Source organism: Candidatus Lariskella endosymbiont of Hedychridium roseum (assembly GCF_964020185.1).
Lineage (GTDB): Bacteria > Pseudomonadota > Alphaproteobacteria > Rickettsiales > Midichloriaceae > Lariskella.
Genome location: NZ_OZ026538.1, coordinates 1,241,267 through 1,258,622 on the forward strand (window position 1 = coordinate 1,241,267; position 17,356 = coordinate 1,258,622).

Sequence of the window (17,356 nt, forward strand, 5' to 3'; positions counted from 1 at the left end):
GCCATGCGGTACAGACTAATTATCATTACAAAGTTGACCAGTAGTAAGTAAATGATACTGTGCTATAAGTTCCAGCATTACCTTGTTATTTATATTGAGCTTTGTTAGCTTTTTATTTTTGTAATAATAGATTTCTCTAATTGGTGTAATTCCCATTGCAGTTCCAGTGAGAAAAGCAGCATCAGCAGATTCTACATCAGACATGCTACACCTAACTTCTTTACTTTGTATTTTGCAGTTTTTTGCAAGTTCTAGCATAGTTCTCCTAGTAATTCCATCTAAGAAAGAATCAGCGATCGGAGTATACAGCACATCATCTTTCACATAAAAGAAATTTGATGTCGTAGCTTCTGTAATAAAATCATCTATATCTAACATAATAGCGTCATCAAACCCTCTTGATACAGCGTCATTTTTTGCAATTGTGTTCATCATATAAAGTCCAGAAGCTTTAGCCTGAATTGGAACCATATCTTTTGATATTTTTCTCCAAGTAGAAATTTCAATTGAGAGCTCATGACTATTTTTTGTATACTCTTTTGCATCATCGAATGCTCTCCATCCTAAAATCGCAGTTTGTATACTACATTTCTTGCTATATATGGTTTGAGTTTCTGGGCCACGCCAAGCAACAGGCCTGATATAACCAGACTTCAAATCATTTTCCTTGATAATGTGCAAAACAGCACTATTTAGTTCAAGTACGCTATATGGTAGAGTATAGCCCATCATACTAGCTGATTGTTGAAAACGCACCATATGCTCTTGCAGCTTGAATGGAACATAGTTATATGTTCTAATACCTTCAAATATAGCACCTGAATAATGCAAAGAATGGTTAAATATTGAAATATTTGCAGAATCTGCATCTAATATTTTTCCGTTTAGCCAACATTTTCCTTGAAATAAATCTGAAAGTATCTGCATATAGATTTTAAAGACTCAATATTTGATATAATACTTATAACAATAATTATTAAACAATAAATTATACATAGTATGCGTTACAAACTGCAACCAAAAAAAAAACTTGGTCAACACTTCTTGATAGATCATAGTATTGCTTCACTGATTGTTTCAAAGTCTGGAGAAATTAATGACGATACAACAGTATTCGAAGTAGGGCCAGGAACTGGAGCTTTAACTAACTACCTTCTCACATCAAAAGCAGGTAGGATTATTGCTATAGAGAGAGACATTAGATGTATTACAGCATTAAAATCCTCAAATCTTCTATCATCAAGTGAAAAGCTAGAAATCATAAATGGAGATGCGCTATCATTCGATGAACGTTCAATTCTTAGTGGAAGAAATAATAAGATTATTGCAAACCTACCTTATAATATATCGACCGCGCTTATAGTAAAATGGTTAGGATTGATTGACCTATTTTCAAGCATTACTGTAATGGTCCAGAAAGAAGTTGCAGAAAGAATTGTAGCAAAAGGTGGTTCAAAAGATTTTGGGAGAATTAGCATAATTGCTCAGCTTTTATGTGATATCGAAGAGGTAATAGAAGTCCCTAGAGAGGCTTTCTTCCCAAAACCTAAGGTATTATCATCTGTTATACATATGATTCCAAGAATAAAGCCGCTGTTTCACTGCAACTTTGATGCTTTAGAAATTGTATGTAAAGCGGCTTTTTCGCAAAGACGTAAAATGTTAAGATCTTCACTGAAGTCTGTATTTGGAAAAAATACTACTCAAATTCTACATGAGTGTAATATTGATGAATCAAAGAGAGCAGAAGAGATATCAATAGAAGATTTTTGTACATTATCTGAGCTATATGTAAAGCTTTAATAGTCACATGCCTACGTCATAACTCTAAGAAGCTGAGAGTTTTCACAATTAGATAGAAGTATGATATGATCACTTTTTTAAAAACTAAAGAGTGGTTTTACGGTTTGTTGTAAGGGATGTTGCTCTGATAGCTTGGTAAAAAATGGCATTGTGATGGGTGTACAGCGTTATAAGTGCAGATCATGCTTTCTAAATTTTGTTGAGGGCGATCTGGGCAAGAAGCCTCAAACAGCTGTTAAGAAAGCATTATGCGTTATGCTATATAGTCTTGGTAATGGCTCTTTTTCTATGTTATGCAAGATATTAGGGCATTCGCCGTCCATAATTTATCGCTGGGTAGTAGAGGCGATGGGCAAGACTCAGGAGCCAGTTGTCTCTTCGGATATTATGGAGATGGAATTCGACGAGATGTGGCATTTTATTGGTTTAAAAAAAACAAGCTTTGGATCATTAAGGCAGTTGATCGTAGTACAAGGAGAACCGTTGCCTGGGTTACAGGCAATCATGATACTGCAACATTCCAAAAGCTCTACAACAAAGTGAGTCATCTGAAAGAATGTCATTTTTATACGGATGATTGGGATGCTTTTTCTAAAATTTTACCCAAAGAGCGTCACACAATTGGAAAGTCTGGCACAGTATGTATCGAGAGAGATAATAGCAACACGCGACATCATTTAGGCCGAATGACACGGCGCACTAAAATCGTTTCTAAAAAAGAGTCAATGGTATAGCATAAGTGACTAAGGTGCTGACAATTTAATTGTATTAAAAACAGCATCATAAAGAGTATCAAATAAATCTATAGTTTTTCTAATTTCATTTTTTATCTTAAACCAGTAATGCTCTATAGGATTTAAATCAGGAGAGTAAGTTGGTAAAAATAATATGTAACAACCCACAGATTCAATTAACTCTTTCACTTTAGGATTCTTATGGAAGTTAATGTTATCCATAACAACAGTTTGTCCAGGTTTTAATTCTTTAATTAACATCTCCCTAATATAAGCTTCAAAGACCTCTTTATTGCAATTACCCTCAAATATTACGGGAGCAATAAGATTACAATTACAAAGACCAGCTATCATACTTATTCTAGTTTTATGTTGATACACCTTTTCCCCATAGCACCTTTCTCCTAAAATACTACAACCATATCCTTTACAAGCATTATCTTCTATTCCAGATTCATCAAGATATACTATTTTATCTCTTGTGATGGTTTTTATCTTTTCAATAAATTCATGTCTTAACGGAATATCTCTTTTCGGATGAAGATGAGTTTTTTTTATAGCTATAACCAAGTTTTTTTATCGCCTGTAAGATCGTTGTAGGTGATATATTACACCACTTCTTTGCTAGTTCTTTTGATGTCATAGCAATATTTAATTCAAAAAATTCTTTAAAATCTTCTAGATTTTTGATCTTATGACTGTGACCTTTTTGATAACCACTTGCTGCTTTCAAAGAACCGTGCTTATCTTGCAGAATTTTCCACTTATAGATAGTATCACGACTCACTCTAAATAGTTTACTCACTTTAGTGATTCTTGCACCATTTTCTAATGCTTCTATTACTCTTACCCTAAGTTCTATTGGATATGCTCTTGCCATAATTTTATGCTTTTTATTTCATACTCACTTTTTATATCTTAATTCCTAACTTTTGTCAGTATCTTAGTCACTTATGCTATATACGGATCCATCAAGCTTTGGTGCTCTCTTACTATTACACAAATATTCAAACAATATCAAGAACAGCTCTTATCTATCTTTATGTGAAAACTCTCAAGAAGTTTAAACAATACCCTATTGGATATTTTCACATTGATATTGCAGAGGTAAGAACTGAGGAAGGAAAGCTTTATTTACACGTTGCAATTGATAGAACTTCTAAATTTGCATATGCACAGCTTCACAAAAGCCAAACCAAGATGATTGCTGCAGATTTCTTACGTAATTTGATAAAAGCTTTACCTGATAAAATACATAAAGTTCTAACCGATAATGGTATTCAATTTAACGCGAGTTGCCAATTAATTGATTACTGTATGGTAGATTTTTAGCGTACTATATGTGACTTGAGTGTTTTGCAAATAAACAAAAACAACATATGAAAGAGGTTTTTGCATAAACGTACTGTTTTGTCGATGATTTTATGAAAGATCTATGGATCCGTATTGCCGGTAATTAGCACCTTAGGGGGCTCAATTTTAATTGGCAATTCGCGCTACCATATCGTTTCGCAGAAACTGTACCAAAAATTCGCTCCTAAAAGACAACACCAATCAACTGCTGATCTTAATTTATATAACTTATGTTGTGGATTCAAACTATCAGATAATCTTTCCTCAAATATCCTACTTTGAGTATTATTAATTTTCACTTCTTCTGCTGGCATATAATACAAATCCGTAAGGTTTTTGTGAAAGTAGCATGCAGCATAAGGTCAATTAATATATCCGAAAATTAGAGCATAGCAGATCTAAAAGCTAATTTTTGTACATTTAACTTCTCCGCAAAAATTTATTTGCACAGCAAATCAATTTTTGGCGGATAGACTATAAAACCTCATGTAACACAAATTATTACATTCTTGTAATCCTAGCTATTCCAGCTCACTCTCATAAAATCTCTTATCTTTTGCAAAGTACGCTCCTCAATCTGCCGAATACGCTCTCTTGACACATTATAGCGTACGCTTAGCGCATCTAGAGTACTTGGTTTTTCTCTCAAACGCCTTTCCGTTATTATATCTCTCTCACGCTCATTTAGAGAATCTAAAGCAGCGCTAAGCAGTTTCATCCTACTTTGCGTATCGTACTTTTCGATGATCATATTTTCTTGTGTTTCCTCAGAAGCTGGAATCGTATCAATAATTTCCGCATCATCTTCATCACCATACGCATGACCATGCAATGAAACACAGCCTGCATTAAAAAATGCAGCATCTACATATTTCTTTTCAATGCCGAGTTCTTCCGAAACCTCAGCATTGGTAGCCACTTCATCCTTTCTGCCGCTAACTAATCCTATCCTATCTCGTGCTTTCTTCAGGTTAAAGAATAGCTTTTTTTGTATGACAGACGTCCCAACCTTAACCAAGGACCACGACTTGAGTATATAATCCTGTATTGCAGCCTTTATCCACCACATCGCGTAAGTAGAGAGTCTATGACCCATATCAGGATCAAATTTCTTTACTGCATGCATGAGGCCTATATTACCCTCTGCAATTATATCTATCAGCGGGATGCCATAATGACGAAATCTCATAGCAATTTTTGCTACAAGTTTTAAATGTGATGTAACAAGCTTGTGTGCAGCTCCTAAGTCTGCATGATCTCTACAACGTACCGCAAGAGAATACTCTTCCTCTGCACTCAACATTGGGATCTTCTGAATCTCTTCAAGGTACGCAGCAACACCACTCTCCTGTACTATAGTAGGTAAAAAAGCTTTTGCAGCCATAAGCCCTCCTTTGCATTTTTGATCAGTTGAAGCGCGAAATTATTATACAACAAGATTTGATGATTTGCAAGATTAAGGATGCAACAAATTATATTGAGTTAATAATATAGTTGTAATTTCTTTACTAAGAAGGTCATAATTTTGAGAGTTTTCACAATTAGATAGAAGTATGATATGATCACTTTTTTAAAAACTAAAGAGTGGTTTTATGGTTTGTTGTAAGGGATGTTGCTCTGATATCTTTGTAAAGAATGGCATTGTGAGGGGGTGTACAGCGTTATAAGTGCAGATCATGTTCTAAATTTTGTTGAGGGCGATCTGTGCAAGAAGCCTCAAACAGCTGTTAAGAAAGCATTATGCGTTATGCTATATAGTCTTGGTAATGGCTCTTTTTCTATGTTAGGCAAGATATTATGGCATTCGGCGTCCATAATTTATCGCTGGGTAGTAGAGGCGATGGGCAAGACTCAGGAGCCAGTTGTCTCTTCGGATATTATGGAGATGGAATTCGACGAGATGTGGCATTTTATTGGTTCAAAAAAAACAAGCTTTGGATCATTAAGGCAGTTGATCGTAGTACAAGGAGAACAGTTGCCTGGGTTACAGGCAATCGTGATACTGCAACATTCCAAAAGCTCTACAACAAAGTGAGTCATCTGAAAGAATGTCATTTTTATACGGATGATTGGGAGGCTTTTTCTAAAATTTTACCCAAAGAGCGTCATACAATTGGAAAGTCTGGCACAGTATGTATCGAGAGAGATAATAGCAACACGCGACATCATTTATGCCGAATGACACGGCGCACTAAAATCGTTTCTAAAAAAGAGTCAATGGTATACGGATCCATCAAGCTTTGGTGCGCTCTTACTATTACACAAATATTCAAACAATATCAAGAACAGCTCTTATCTATCTTTATGTGAAAACTCTCAACCACTCTTTAGTTTTTAAAAAAGTGATCATATCATACTTCTATCTAATTGTAAAAACTCTCTATAATATTAATATAAAATGCAAATCTAATATACTGGGTTAAAAACAGCTAAAACGCTATACAGTAAAATTATTTCGCAAAATCGCAGTTTAAGCGCTATTTTTGAAGAATATAGCCAATGAAATACAGCATTAGCATGATAAGGTATTTTGAGAATTATAATGTTTGTCATTAAAGACGTTTTTATGTCGCCCTACAACTTACTGAAACTGGCAACAATAAATTATATACTAATACTAATTGTGTTGTTTTTAGCCAACAATATCGCAATAGGAAGTGATGAAAACATAGAATCTGAAGACTGGAGCAGTGCTCAGATTATAGTAGAAATGCCAGATCATGATCACACTTTTCAATCCGAAAAAGCATCTACAATACATGATCCATACGAAAAATTTAATAGAAAGATTTTCGCATTCAACAAATTTATGGATAGAGTATTTATAAAACCAGCAGCACTAGGTTATAGAAGAATATTCCCGCAATTTGTAAGAAATAGAATTTCCTCATTTCTAATTAACTTACAAGAACCGCTATATTGCCTGCATAATCTTCTAACTTTGGAACCAAAAAAAGCAATGCAATCCTTTTCTAGGTTTACAGCAAATACAATATTTGGAGTTTTGGGACTGTTTGATGTTGCAAAGATGCATGGGCTGGGGCAAAAGCAAAAGACCTCAAGAGATACATTTGCAAAATATGGCTTTCCCTCTGGAGCATATATAATGCTTCCAATATTTGGCCCATCCACAGTGAGAGATAGTATATGTACTGTTTTAGATTTCGTAGTAGATCCTCTAGATATCGCTATTAGCTATAATATTGAGTTTATCATAGTTAAAATAATTGTTGACGGCGTTGTGAAACGCGAGTACTTACTGAGGTATGATGATAAGATTGCTGGGATTGCCCTGGATGAATATGCTTTTATGCGAAGCTTTTATGCGCAGCAATATTTTAGAGATATGGCCGATGAAAAATAACATACAAATACGTTTTCAACTTTTCTTAATAATAATATTCTCATTTGTATTCGTTGTATTTTTAACTCCTGCTTCTGTTACAGTTGCTGGAAATGATACACGGCTTGCAAATCAACACAACAAAGGAAGTAAAGCATCTGATAACAACCAGATTGCAGCAAAAGATAGAGAAGATGGAGCAAAAATCGTTGGAGATTTTGTTAAGGATGTCGCAAATAAAGTTGCAGCAGTTTTAAATTCTAAAATCGCTCCTAATGCAAAGTCCAAACAGCTAACAGAAATTTTTTATTCAATCGCAGATTATGAGTGGATGGCAAAGTTCGTCGTAGCAAGACATTGGCGTAGTATGAGTCAGACGCAGCAGCAGAGCTATATTGAGGCCTATAAGCATTACTTGGCTCATTCTTATGTGAAACATTTTAATGAGTACAATGGTCAGCGCTTTGAATTTGGATCTATCAGCGAGGTGAATACATCAAACTATGATGGACAATACATGGTTTCAGTGACAATTGTACAGAAAAACTCCGATACTGCTCCGATAAATATTCTCTATAGGCTAAAGATGTACTCAAAAAACAGTATCAAAATTATAGATATAATAGCGGATAATGTCAGCCTGCTTGCGACTCAACGCGAAGATTTTAACTCTGTCATCACTCGTAGCGGAGTTCCTACGCTTATAGAGAATCTGAGGAATGCTATCAATTCTTGATTAACTATAAAAACTTAGCCATACACACATATCTCTAATGCAATGAAGGTTTGGTGCTGAATTCAATTATGTACATGCGCATGTGAAGTTGGAATTCAAAAAGAGCTAAGAAAATGGTATAAGTGTTAATACTAATACATCGCTCGCCTTCTGAAAGCGCAAATTTTGAAAAGCATGACAAGTATATATTTAGTTGATGCTTGTTGCTTGCTTGAAGTTTGAGCTTGCATTAATTAATGAATAATTAAGCCATTTGATTGTTATGTCTAGTATAAACTTTATAGAAACTTCAGGGGTAAGGACGCTCAAAAATGATTCAAGGCTAGTGCGCCCTGGAGATATATATGTTGCAAGCTCCAGCGATCAAAAATTAGCAAATGAGTATATATTAAATGCAGCACAAAATGGAGCAATTGCAATTGTTTTAAGCGACAAACTCAAAGTTGATAAACTTCCCAATATTTGTTACTATACTGTAGCAGATCCGCTCCTTTGCATGAGAGAACTCGCTGCTTTATTTTATCCTAAGCAGCCAGAATTTACAGTCGCTGTCACTGGGACGAATGGTAAGACATCTGTTGCTAGTTTTTACATGCAAATCTGTGCACTACTCAATATGAAAAGCGCTTCCATAGGAACATTAGGCGTTGAAGTATCTGACAAAACTGTCGATTGCACTACTGCAAACAGTGAAATATTAGCCGCTTCGCAGACTTTAACTACGCCAGATCACATAAGCTTGAGATATTTTTTAGATAAGCTCGCACAAAACAACGTCACACATCTTGCTATCGAAGCTTCTAGTCATGGCCTTGATCAAAATAGAATAGATGAAATCAATTTTAAAGCAGCTGGATTTACAAACTTTTCTCAGGATCATCTGGATTACCATGATTCTCTAGATTCTTACTTTGCTGCAAAATTACGCTTATTTCATGAAGTTATTGATGTTAATGCAAGTGCAGTTCTGAATGCTGACATAGATGTATTTAATAAATTATACAGTTGCTGCTCACTTAGAAAAATTAATGTATTACAGTATGGTAAAAACGCAAATGACATAAGATTTGTTGGTCATGATAACGGTCATGTGCTGTTAGATGTATTTGGTAAGCGCTATAAAATAATGCTGCAGATACAACATGAATTTCAGATATACAACATAATGTGTGCGGTTGGACTTGCAATATCTGCAGGATTTTATATAGATGATATCTTAGCATCTACTGAAAAAATCAAAGCTGCTCCTGGCAGACTAGAAGTAATTTCAAATGCAAATGGAAAAACTATATACGTTGATTATGCTCATACACCAGATGGGCTGCATACTGTGCTACTTGCACTGCGCAAAGGTTGCTTAAATAAACTGCACGTATTATTTGGCTGCGGCGGAAACAGAGACAAATCAAAACGTATAATTATGGGCAGCATTGCTGGGAATATAGCGGACTCTGTTATAGTGACAGATGATAATCCTAGAAATGAAGATGCTGCAAAAATTCGTGCAGATATAATTGCAGGAATTAGTGATAAGAGTAAAGTTATAGAGATAAGCAATAGAAAAGACGCAATTACTGAAGCCATAAAAATGATGCAAGATGAAGACGTGCTGTTAATAGCTGGAAAAGGCCATGAAGAGTATCAAATCATAGGGGATCAAAAATGCAAATTTAGCGATGCAGAAACCGCAAAGGATATTCTAAGAAATTTAGAATGTATACAAACATATTAAATAGTCTATCCGCCAAAAATTGATTTGCTACGCAAATAAATTTCTGCGGAGACGTTAAATATGCAAAAAGTAGCCTAGGATACGGTGAGCATTGTTGCAAATGCGTAGAGCATATGTATTAGTCGACATTTTATCTTACATTTAGTAAATTAAATTAGTTATTAAATGGAGATAAGCAATGAACTTAAATCAAAAAATCATCAAACCGAAACTAGGTTTACTTGAATTGGCAAAAAGCCTTGGTAGTATATAATCTGCATGTAAGGCAATGTGTTATAGTAGAGATAGCTATTACAGATTTAAAGAACTATATGAAACAGGAGGAGAAGAAGCGCTATACGAGATAAGTCGCAAGAAGCCAATAATCGCTAATAGAGTAGATCCTGCAGTAGAAAAAGCAGTAGTTGATATGGCGATAGAGTACCCAGCATATGGACAACTTAGAGTATCAAATGAGCTGAAGAAGAGTGGTATACTTGTTTCTCCTGGAGGAGTAAGATCGATTTGGTTACGTAATGATTTGAATAATATCAATAAAAGATTGAAAGCCTTAGAAGCTAAGATGGCCCAAGATGGTATTATATTGACCGAAGCACAGCTGCAAGTACTAGAGAAACGCCGTAATGAAAAAGAAGCACATGGAGAAATTGAGACACAACATCCAGGTTATTTAGGTTGCCAAGACACATATTATGTAGGCAATTTCAAAGGGATAGGAAAGGTTTATGCTCAGGTATTTATTGATAGCTACAGTAGATTTGCTGATGCTAAACTGTATACTGACAAAACTGCGATTACTGCTGCTGATATGCTAAATGATCGAGTGTTACCATGGTATGAGAGTCAAGGGATACCGATGCTTCGTATTCTTACAGATCGTGGAGGAGAATATAAGGGAAATATAGAACATCATGCTTTTGAGTTATTTCTCAGTATAGAAGGTATAGAGCATACAACAACTAAAGCATATTCACCTCAAACTAATGGTATGTGTGAACGTTTTAATAAAACTATGAAACAAGAATTCTTTGATACAGCTATGCGTAAAAAGATTTATACATCATTGGATGACTTGCAATTAGATCTTGATATTTGGTTAGAATATTTCAACAATGAAAGACCTCATTCTGGTAAATATTGTTATGGAAAAACACCTATGCAAACTTTTTTGGATAGTAAAAAGTTAGCTGTGGAAAAGAATAATGAAATCTTGTATCTCAGTTACATATCTGACAGTCAAAACTTAACTGACAAGCAGATATAAAATTTATAACTGTCTGTAAGATCAAATCTTGACTTCTACACTTGATATTGTTTGAATATTTGTGTAATAGTAAGAGCGCACCAAAGCTTGATGGATCCGTATACCATTGACTCTTTTTTAGAAACGATTTTAGTGCGCCGTGTCATTCGGCATAAATGATGTCGCGTGTTGCTATTATCTCTCTCGATACATACTGTGCCAGACTTTCCAATTGTATGACGCTCTTTGGGTAAAATTTTAGAAAAAGCATCCCAATCATCCGTATAAAAATGACATTCTTTCAGATGACTCACTTTGTTGTAGAGCTTTTGGAATGTTGCAGTATCATGATTGCCTGTAACCCAGGCAACGGTTCTCCTTGTACTACGATCAACTGCCTTAATGATCCAAAGCTTGTTTTTTTTGAACCAATAAAATGCCACATCTCGTCGAATTCCATCTCCATAATATCCGAAGAGACAACTGGCTCCTGAGTCTTGCCCATCGCCTCTACTACCCAGCGATAAATTATGGACGGCGAATGCCCTAATATCTTGCATAACATAGAAAAAGAGCCATTACCAAGACTATATAGCATAACGCATAATGCTTTCTTAACAGCTGTTTGAGGCTTCTTGCCCAGATCGCCCTCAACAAAATTTAGAACATGATCTGCACTTATAACGCTGTACACCCCTCACAATGCCATTCTTTACAAAGATATCAGAGCAACATCCCTTACAACAAACCATAAAACCACTCTTTAGTTTTTAAAAAAGTGATCATATCATACTTCTATCTAATTGTGAAAACTCTCAAAAAATAATATGTGGAAAAGGTTTTTGCATCAATGTACTGTTTTTTGATGATTTTATGAAAGATCTATTTATCTGCATTACCTGCAATTAGTAGCTTAGATGCTTAATTTTTAATTGGCAACTCGCGCTAAATAGATAGCTAAATAAACTAACAAAGCTGGTATTTCAATGGCAGATAAACTTCTTGAAGTGAGAAGCTTTAGGATTTTTATGTACTGATAATGAAATACTCTCATTATGCAACAAAGCCAGTCTATCCGCCAAAAATTTATTTGCGCAAGCAAATAAATTTTTGTGGAGAAGTGAAATATGCAAAAATTGGCCCAGGATTCAGCCATGTGTAATTTTTGATATATTAATTGGTCCTGCGCCTAAAAACACTACTTTCACAAAATCCGTAAGTTTTTTGCATTTATTATAATATTTTCTTGCGGATTTAAAATACTATTTTGACAATCTACGCACGATTTCATGCTTGTTTTGAGACTTTTGGCGTGCGTACCGTGAGAGAGTTGCAGGCGATATTATCTTCTAAACATCCAAGTTGCTCACTTTTAATGCATTATTCTGTATAAACTCTCTCCTTGGCTCAACTACATCGCCCATCAAAGTAGAAAAAGTATTTTCTGCCGCAGCGCAGTCTTCAACCTTTACCTGCAGCAACGTTCTTGTCTCTGGATTCAGAGTAGTATCCCATAATTGATCTGCATTCATCTCACCCAGCCCCTTAAATCTTTGTATATAAAGACCACGTCTTGCTGCATTGAAAGCATTTAAAATTAGCTCAGAAGGCATATGGCAGAGAAACTTATTCTCTTTTACTAAGAGAGTTGATTGTTCTATAAATAGATCAGCAAAAGGCCTGAGTACTTCACAAAGACTAAGCAACACCTTTGAGGAAAATATATCAACTGGAATCTGAAATAAAGTTGTAATACTGCGTTCTAAACGCTCTAGAGTAAAATCATCTCTGAAACTCCAGGTAACTCCTTGAATTGGTTCCATACTAATCATTTTCTTTAATATAGCCTCACTAAGGATGGACCAAGAAGATTCATTGCACCCAAATTGGCAAAACATAATTGCAGCAACTTCCAGAATTTTTTTATCAAAAGATACAGGAGCTTTCTCCAATATTTGACAAAATTTGCTCATAGCTCTAATTACATAACATAATTTATCTGTAGTATATAATATCTCACCAGATTCAAGTTTTGAGTTATCAGATATAGAATTAATTAAATGTTCTTGTAGAGCCTCTTCATTTTTTAAATATACGCTGTGCTGCCCACGTTTTACCTTATAAAGTGGAGGTTGGGCTATATAAAGATAGCCTCTATCTATAAGATCTGGCATATATCTATAGAAAAAAGTAAGCAGTAATGTTCTGATATGCGCGCCATCTATATCTGCATCGGCCATCAGAATCACTTTATGATATCTTAATTTTTCCATATCAAACTTTTTATCGCCAATGCCAGTTCCCATAGCTGTAATTAATGTTCCTATCTCTGCGGAACTTAGCATTTTATCAAATCTTGCACGCTCAACATTTAAAATCTTACCCTTTAGTGGCAATATAGCTTGAGTTTTTCTATCTCTCGCTTGTTTTGCAGTACCACCAGCTGAGTCTCCCTCAACCAAAAATAACTCACATAAAGCAGGATCTTTTTCCTGACAATTAGCAAGCTTACCTGGAAGATTAGAAATTTCTAAGTCACTTTTTTTCCTTGTGAGTTCTCTAGCTCTTCTGGCAGCATCTCTGGCAGCAGCGGCTTCAATTATCTTTGTCGCAATTATCTTTGCTTCATTCGGATTTTCTTCAAGCCAAGCCCCAACCTTAATAGCAACGACTGATTCCACAGCCGGCCTCACTTCGCTGCTCACAAGCTTATCTTTTGTTTGCGAAGAAAATTTTGGATCTGTAACCTTAACAGAAATAATACAAGTTAAGCCTTCTCTTATATCGTCTGGTGCTATTGCAACTTTTTGCTTCTTAGCAAGACCTGAGATCTCAAAATAATTATTTATACTTCTTGTAATTGCAGCTCTAAACCCTGCAAGGTGAGTGCCACCATCGATTTGCCTTATGTTATTTGTGAAGCATACGGTATTCTCATGATAACTATCATTCCACTGCAAAGCAATGTCAACTGCTATGCTATTATCCTCTCCACTTATTCTAAGCGGCTTATGGAGGGCTCTCTTTGATCTATCTAAATGCTCTAAAAACGATAGCACACCGCCTTCGTAATGAAATTCTGCTTTTTTCCCATGCTCTTCTCTCAAATCCTCAAGTAAAATTCTCACTCCAGAGTTTAAAAAAGCCAGTTCTCTCAGCCTATTTTCTAGTACCGAAAAATGAAACTGCGTTGATGAGAATATCTCATCAGATGGAAGAAATGTAACTTCTGTTCCATGCTTGCCGTCTGCGTCACCAACTACTTTTAAATGTTCAAGCGCGACTCCATCAACAAAACGCATCCCGTATTCTTTGTTATTTCTCCATATTTTCAACTCTAGCCATTTCGAAAGCGCATTCACTACAGAAACGCCGACGCCATGCAATCCACCAGAAACCTTATAGGAATTGTTATCAAATTTGCCACCAGCATGCAGCTGTGTCATTATAACCTCTGCAGCAGACACACCCTCTTCAGGATGTATATCAACTGGGATACCTCTCCCATTATCACGCACAACAACAGAACCATCTTTATTAATTGCAACATAAACAAGTGTACAGAACCCAGCAAGCGCCTCATCTATTGCATTATCCACCACTTCATTAACCATATGATGTAGGCCAGAACCATCATCTGTATCTCCTATATACATACCAGGGCGCTTCCTAACTGCATCAAGACCCTTTAATACTTTGATTGAAGAAGATCCGTAATTCTCAGCTGCTATTGCTGTTCTTGAGATTTTTTCCATTGATTTTTAATCAAATATTACTATTTCAATATGTTATATTAATTCCCGAATTTAACTTCTCAAATTTAAATCGTATATAAATGTTGCCTCATCAATTACTGCAATAACTATTCTATATATCGTTATTGTTATCAACATATTATGCTGTAAAACATCAATCATGCAAATAAATTCCCAATTTTAATTCAAGAATTAATATTATACTCAATTTATTTTACAATTCTTCTCCTCTAAGACGAATACCACATTACAAGGATTATGGGAAAGTACACTAATGTGTTGTCATATCTCATAGAAACTATCATTCTCTTGTGAATAAAAGAGCAAAGCTCATAAGTAGTTATCACTCATACATTAAGAGTCTGATATTGCATTATCAAATCATGAGTCAATATCGCACATAATCACTTTGTGATGTTCACCTTGTAGCACTAAATCTCTGATTTTACAAGTTACTTACGAAAGCTCAAAGCCCCAATTACAAGCTTATACCAGAAACTTGTACTTTTAGATTTCATTTTCTGCCGTGTATATTTGCATAGTTTTGCGATATTAAGCGCTGCCAACAACAATAACCAATTTAAAATATGGCGAGTATATACCGCATGGAAATGAAGAGTTGGTATTTAACTTTTATATATATACGAAGTTAGACTTCAAAAAGAGCTAGGAAGAGTGCTGGTGGCATGTGTATAATCAATACATAACGAGCGCTTTGACGATGCCAATTTTGAAAAGTGTGACGAGTATTCCACTATTCGTCTCTTGATATATTATTACTGCACTGAAAAGATATTAATAAACAAATGAGTACCAAGAAGCTTTATTTACAATGCACTAGCTCGTATATTTAGCATAGTACTTGCCATGCATCAATTAGACTTTCATCCTATAAAAGGTCCAGATTTTGTTCCTTTTGCATAATCCAACAGCGCTTTATAATGCATTATATTATCTACTTGCTGCTTGACATATTCTGCCGCACTATTACTCTGCAAACAGCAACTTCTTATGTATTTCAGCGACGATACTACACTCTCTGCCAACCTCTTTTGCTCTTGAAAATGCTCAAGTATCTCGCGATAAATATCTTCAATCGCCTTATCATGCTCTTGTGTACTTGGTAGCAATGTATACTTCAAGAAAAATGCACCACCTTCAGGACTATTTGCAAATGCTCTAACTATCTGTGCCAGAGCAGCTTCAAGTTTTGCTGTATCAAAGCTCTGATTATTTTCCTTATTCATAATAGAATCTATATTGTGTTAGAAAGAATCTAATACTTATATCTTGCGACCTATAGGCTCCTGTTTTTCAGGCGCAACCTTAAAAAACTTCTCTGAGGCTGCATTCCCAAACTTCTTGCTTGCGGAATAGATATTTTTCACTGTCACCGCATACATCGACTCAATTGCTGAGAACACCTTATCAGCAACATTAACAGTCCTATTAAATCCAGCATTCAAGATAGCTCTTCTAAATCGCATATCACCAGCAGATTTTATAAGATCATGCCTATCTCTTAGCAAATCTGATACACCAGTTGCTTCGACTAATGACTTATTCATGTCACTGTATGCAGCCTTATAAGTGTTGTATGTTTCTGTTATCTCATTCCAAAATCCTAGTGCAACTTTATTATTTTCTCCACATTTAATTTCTATATTATTATTTGTTTTTTCTACTTCGAATTGTTCTACATTATCTTTTGAGCTGGAAATGCCATCAAAAAACCCAATAGTAGCTGTCATCGCAACAGATAAAAATAACTTAGCACAAACATACGGAGCATAAATTACCTGTTTTGTTGCCCAAATAATATAGTGAAAAGATTGTTTTGCGACAGCATGCGCTGCAACAAAATAACCAACATCCTCTTTCTTGCTCATGCCTATAGCAGAACTAAGTATCGGCTGCATAAAGGTCCCTATAGTTTGCCCGATACACACAGCTTGTCTTATAATAGAGACTTTGCCAGTGGTGAAGAAAGCATCTGCCATGTTGGTATATTCAAGCAGTTTTTTTGCTCTTACATCCCCTTGCTCAAGAAGCTTTGCACGCAGTAAGTCTTCTGCACTTGCAATACCAGCGCCTTTATTTTTGATGATTTCTTTCTCAACTGCCCCAATTTTTGAGAGCTCCTCATCATCTTGCATGAGTTTTTCAAACCTGGCATTGTATATATTTGTGAGATCTTCTTTTACCTTATTAAACACACCATGGTTTGAATTTTGCTGCACTTTACTCATCAACATACCAACTTCTTCTTTATTAAATACTTCATCTTTATTTGCTTTAGAGTCAGAATTTGATTGTGTAATCCCATCTATGATTCCTATATAAAGCGCATCAATAAATGTACTAATACTTGAAAGAGAGAAAACTACACCTTTATATCCCTGTATTGCTAAGTAAAGCGCAGCAAATGCACAAAGACATGTCATGTGTGGAGTTTGTTGTTCCTCTTTCGGCTGAGAATCTATTTTAATATCTTGGTGCTGTTCCATTATAGAGTTCATACAACGCAAAACATTTTCTCTTTTAAATGTTGTGTTGCTTGTATCTGTCATATAACACTCTCAAATCTGTTAAGTGGTAAATTTATCTTATTTAATCATAAAAATGTTAGAATCATATAGCACGCTACATGGATATCA

Annotated in this window: 17 protein-coding genes and 1 pseudogene; 10 read left to right on the forward strand and 8 right to left on the reverse strand. The window is 35.3% G+C overall.

The window, feature by feature from the left end:
- Positions 1–15 precede the first annotated feature (15 nt).
- Positions 16–927, reverse strand: a complete 912-nt coding sequence (locus AACK98_RS06345) for an aminotransferase class IV (protein WP_339040830.1) — start codon at positions 925–927, stop codon at positions 16–18.
- Positions 928–999: 72 nt separating this feature from the next.
- Here AACK98_RS06345 and rsmA point away from each other — a divergent pair, with 72 nt between their 5' ends.
- The 3 genes from rsmA to AACK98_RS06360 all read left to right on the forward strand — a co-directional run bounded on the left by rsmA (position 1,000) and on the right by AACK98_RS06360 (position 2,537).
- Positions 1,000–1,803 (forward strand): 16S rRNA (adenine(1518)-N(6)/adenine(1519)-N(6))-dimethyltransferase RsmA, encoded by an 804-nt coding sequence (gene rsmA / locus AACK98_RS06350; protein ID WP_339040832.1) that lies wholly within the window; start codon positions 1,000–1,002, stop codon positions 1,801–1,803.
- Positions 1,804–1,953: 150 nt separating this feature from the next.
- Positions 1,954–2,346 (forward strand): hypothetical protein, encoded by a 393-nt coding sequence (locus AACK98_RS06355; RefSeq protein ID WP_339040834.1) that lies wholly within the window; start codon positions 1,954–1,956, stop codon positions 2,344–2,346.
- Complete coding sequence (locus AACK98_RS06360) at positions 2,253–2,537, forward strand: IS1 family transposase (protein WP_339042643.1); 285 nt, start codon at positions 2,253–2,255, stop codon at positions 2,535–2,537. The genes AACK98_RS06355 and AACK98_RS06360 overlap by 94 nt, the downstream gene beginning before the upstream one ends.
- A gap of 9 nt (positions 2,538–2,546) precedes the next feature.
- Here the strand turns inward: AACK98_RS06360 and AACK98_RS06365 are convergent.
- Positions 2,547–3,417, reverse strand: a protein-coding gene (locus tag AACK98_RS06365) for an IS630 family transposase (protein WP_339040258.1) whose coding sequence is annotated in 2 segments (ribosomal slippage) — positions 2,547–3,092 and positions 3,094–3,417 — 870 coding nt in all. Because the reading frame shifts where the segments join, the coding sequence is not laid out codon by codon here.
- Between the two features lie 176 nt (positions 3,418–3,593).
- On the opposite strand from AACK98_RS06365, the pseudogene AACK98_RS06370 reads away from it, so the two are divergent.
- Positions 3,594–3,824: pseudogene (locus AACK98_RS06370) on the forward strand (DDE-type integrase/transposase/recombinase); the annotation flags it as partial.
- 583 nt (positions 3,825–4,407) lie between these two features.
- Here AACK98_RS06370 and AACK98_RS06375 read toward each other — a convergent pair.
- Complete coding sequence (locus AACK98_RS06375; RefSeq protein WP_339040836.1) at positions 4,408–5,274, reverse strand: RNA polymerase factor sigma-32; 867 nt, start codon at positions 5,272–5,274, stop codon at positions 4,408–4,410.
- 267 nt (positions 5,275–5,541) lie between these two features.
- Between AACK98_RS06375 and AACK98_RS06380 the strand changes: the two genes are divergently transcribed.
- From AACK98_RS06380 to AACK98_RS06405, 6 genes are all read left to right on the forward strand, one after another.
- Entirely contained in the window at positions 5,542–5,925 is a 384-nt protein-coding gene (locus AACK98_RS06380; protein ID WP_339040838.1) for a hypothetical protein, read from the forward strand.
- Positions 5,832–6,200 carry an IS1 family transposase gene (locus AACK98_RS06385; RefSeq protein ID WP_339042583.1) on the forward strand — a complete coding sequence of 123 codons (369 nt, stop codon included), beginning with the start codon at positions 5,832–5,834 and terminating at the stop codon, positions 6,198–6,200. Before AACK98_RS06380 ends, AACK98_RS06385 begins: the two co-directional genes overlap by 94 nt.
- A gap of 313 nt (positions 6,201–6,513) precedes the next feature.
- The gene (locus tag AACK98_RS06390; RefSeq protein ID WP_339040840.1) at positions 6,514–7,254 is read left to right on the forward strand and encodes a VacJ family lipoprotein; all 741 of its coding nucleotides are present in this window, start codon (positions 6,514–6,516) and stop codon (positions 7,252–7,254) included.
- Positions 7,244–7,969 (forward strand): ABC transporter substrate-binding protein, encoded by a 726-nt coding sequence (locus tag AACK98_RS06395; RefSeq protein WP_339040842.1) that lies wholly within the window; start codon positions 7,244–7,246, stop codon positions 7,967–7,969. The genes AACK98_RS06390 and AACK98_RS06395 overlap by 11 nt, the downstream gene beginning before the upstream one ends.
- A gap of 262 nt (positions 7,970–8,231) precedes the next feature.
- Positions 8,232–9,701, forward strand: a complete 1,470-nt coding sequence (locus tag AACK98_RS06400; RefSeq protein WP_339040843.1) for a UDP-N-acetylmuramoyl-L-alanyl-D-glutamate--2,6-diaminopimelate ligase — start codon at positions 8,232–8,234, stop codon at positions 9,699–9,701.
- A 268-nt stretch (positions 9,702–9,969) separates the two neighbouring features.
- Positions 9,970–10,965, forward strand: a complete 996-nt coding sequence (locus tag AACK98_RS06405) for an IS481 family transposase (RefSeq protein WP_339040845.1) — start codon at positions 9,970–9,972, stop codon at positions 10,963–10,965.
- A 35-nt stretch (positions 10,966–11,000) separates the two neighbouring features.
- Here the strand turns inward: AACK98_RS06405 and AACK98_RS06410 are convergent, their stop codons facing one another.
- From AACK98_RS06410 to AACK98_RS06430, 5 genes are all read right to left on the reverse strand, one after another.
- Complete coding sequence (locus AACK98_RS06410) at positions 11,001–11,351, reverse strand: IS1 family transposase (protein WP_339042645.1); 351 nt, start codon at positions 11,349–11,351, stop codon at positions 11,001–11,003.
- Positions 11,255–11,638: a hypothetical protein gene (locus AACK98_RS06415; protein WP_339040847.1), complete on the reverse strand. Its 384-nt coding sequence runs from the start codon at positions 11,636–11,638 to the stop codon at positions 11,255–11,257. The genes AACK98_RS06410 and AACK98_RS06415 overlap by 97 nt, the downstream gene beginning before the upstream one ends.
- A 655-nt stretch (positions 11,639–12,293) precedes the next feature.
- Complete coding sequence (gyrB, locus tag AACK98_RS06420; protein ID WP_339040849.1) at positions 12,294–14,699, reverse strand: DNA topoisomerase (ATP-hydrolyzing) subunit B; 2,406 nt, start codon at positions 14,697–14,699, stop codon at positions 12,294–12,296.
- 884 nt (positions 14,700–15,583) lie between these two features.
- Positions 15,584–15,946, reverse strand: a complete 363-nt coding sequence (locus AACK98_RS06425; protein ID WP_339040851.1) for a hypothetical protein — start codon at positions 15,944–15,946, stop codon at positions 15,584–15,586.
- Between the two features lie 36 nt (positions 15,947–15,982).
- Entirely contained in the window at positions 15,983–17,218 is a 1,236-nt protein-coding gene (locus AACK98_RS06430; protein ID WP_339040853.1) for a hypothetical protein, read from the reverse strand.
- Positions 17,219–17,356: the final 138 nt, after the last annotated feature.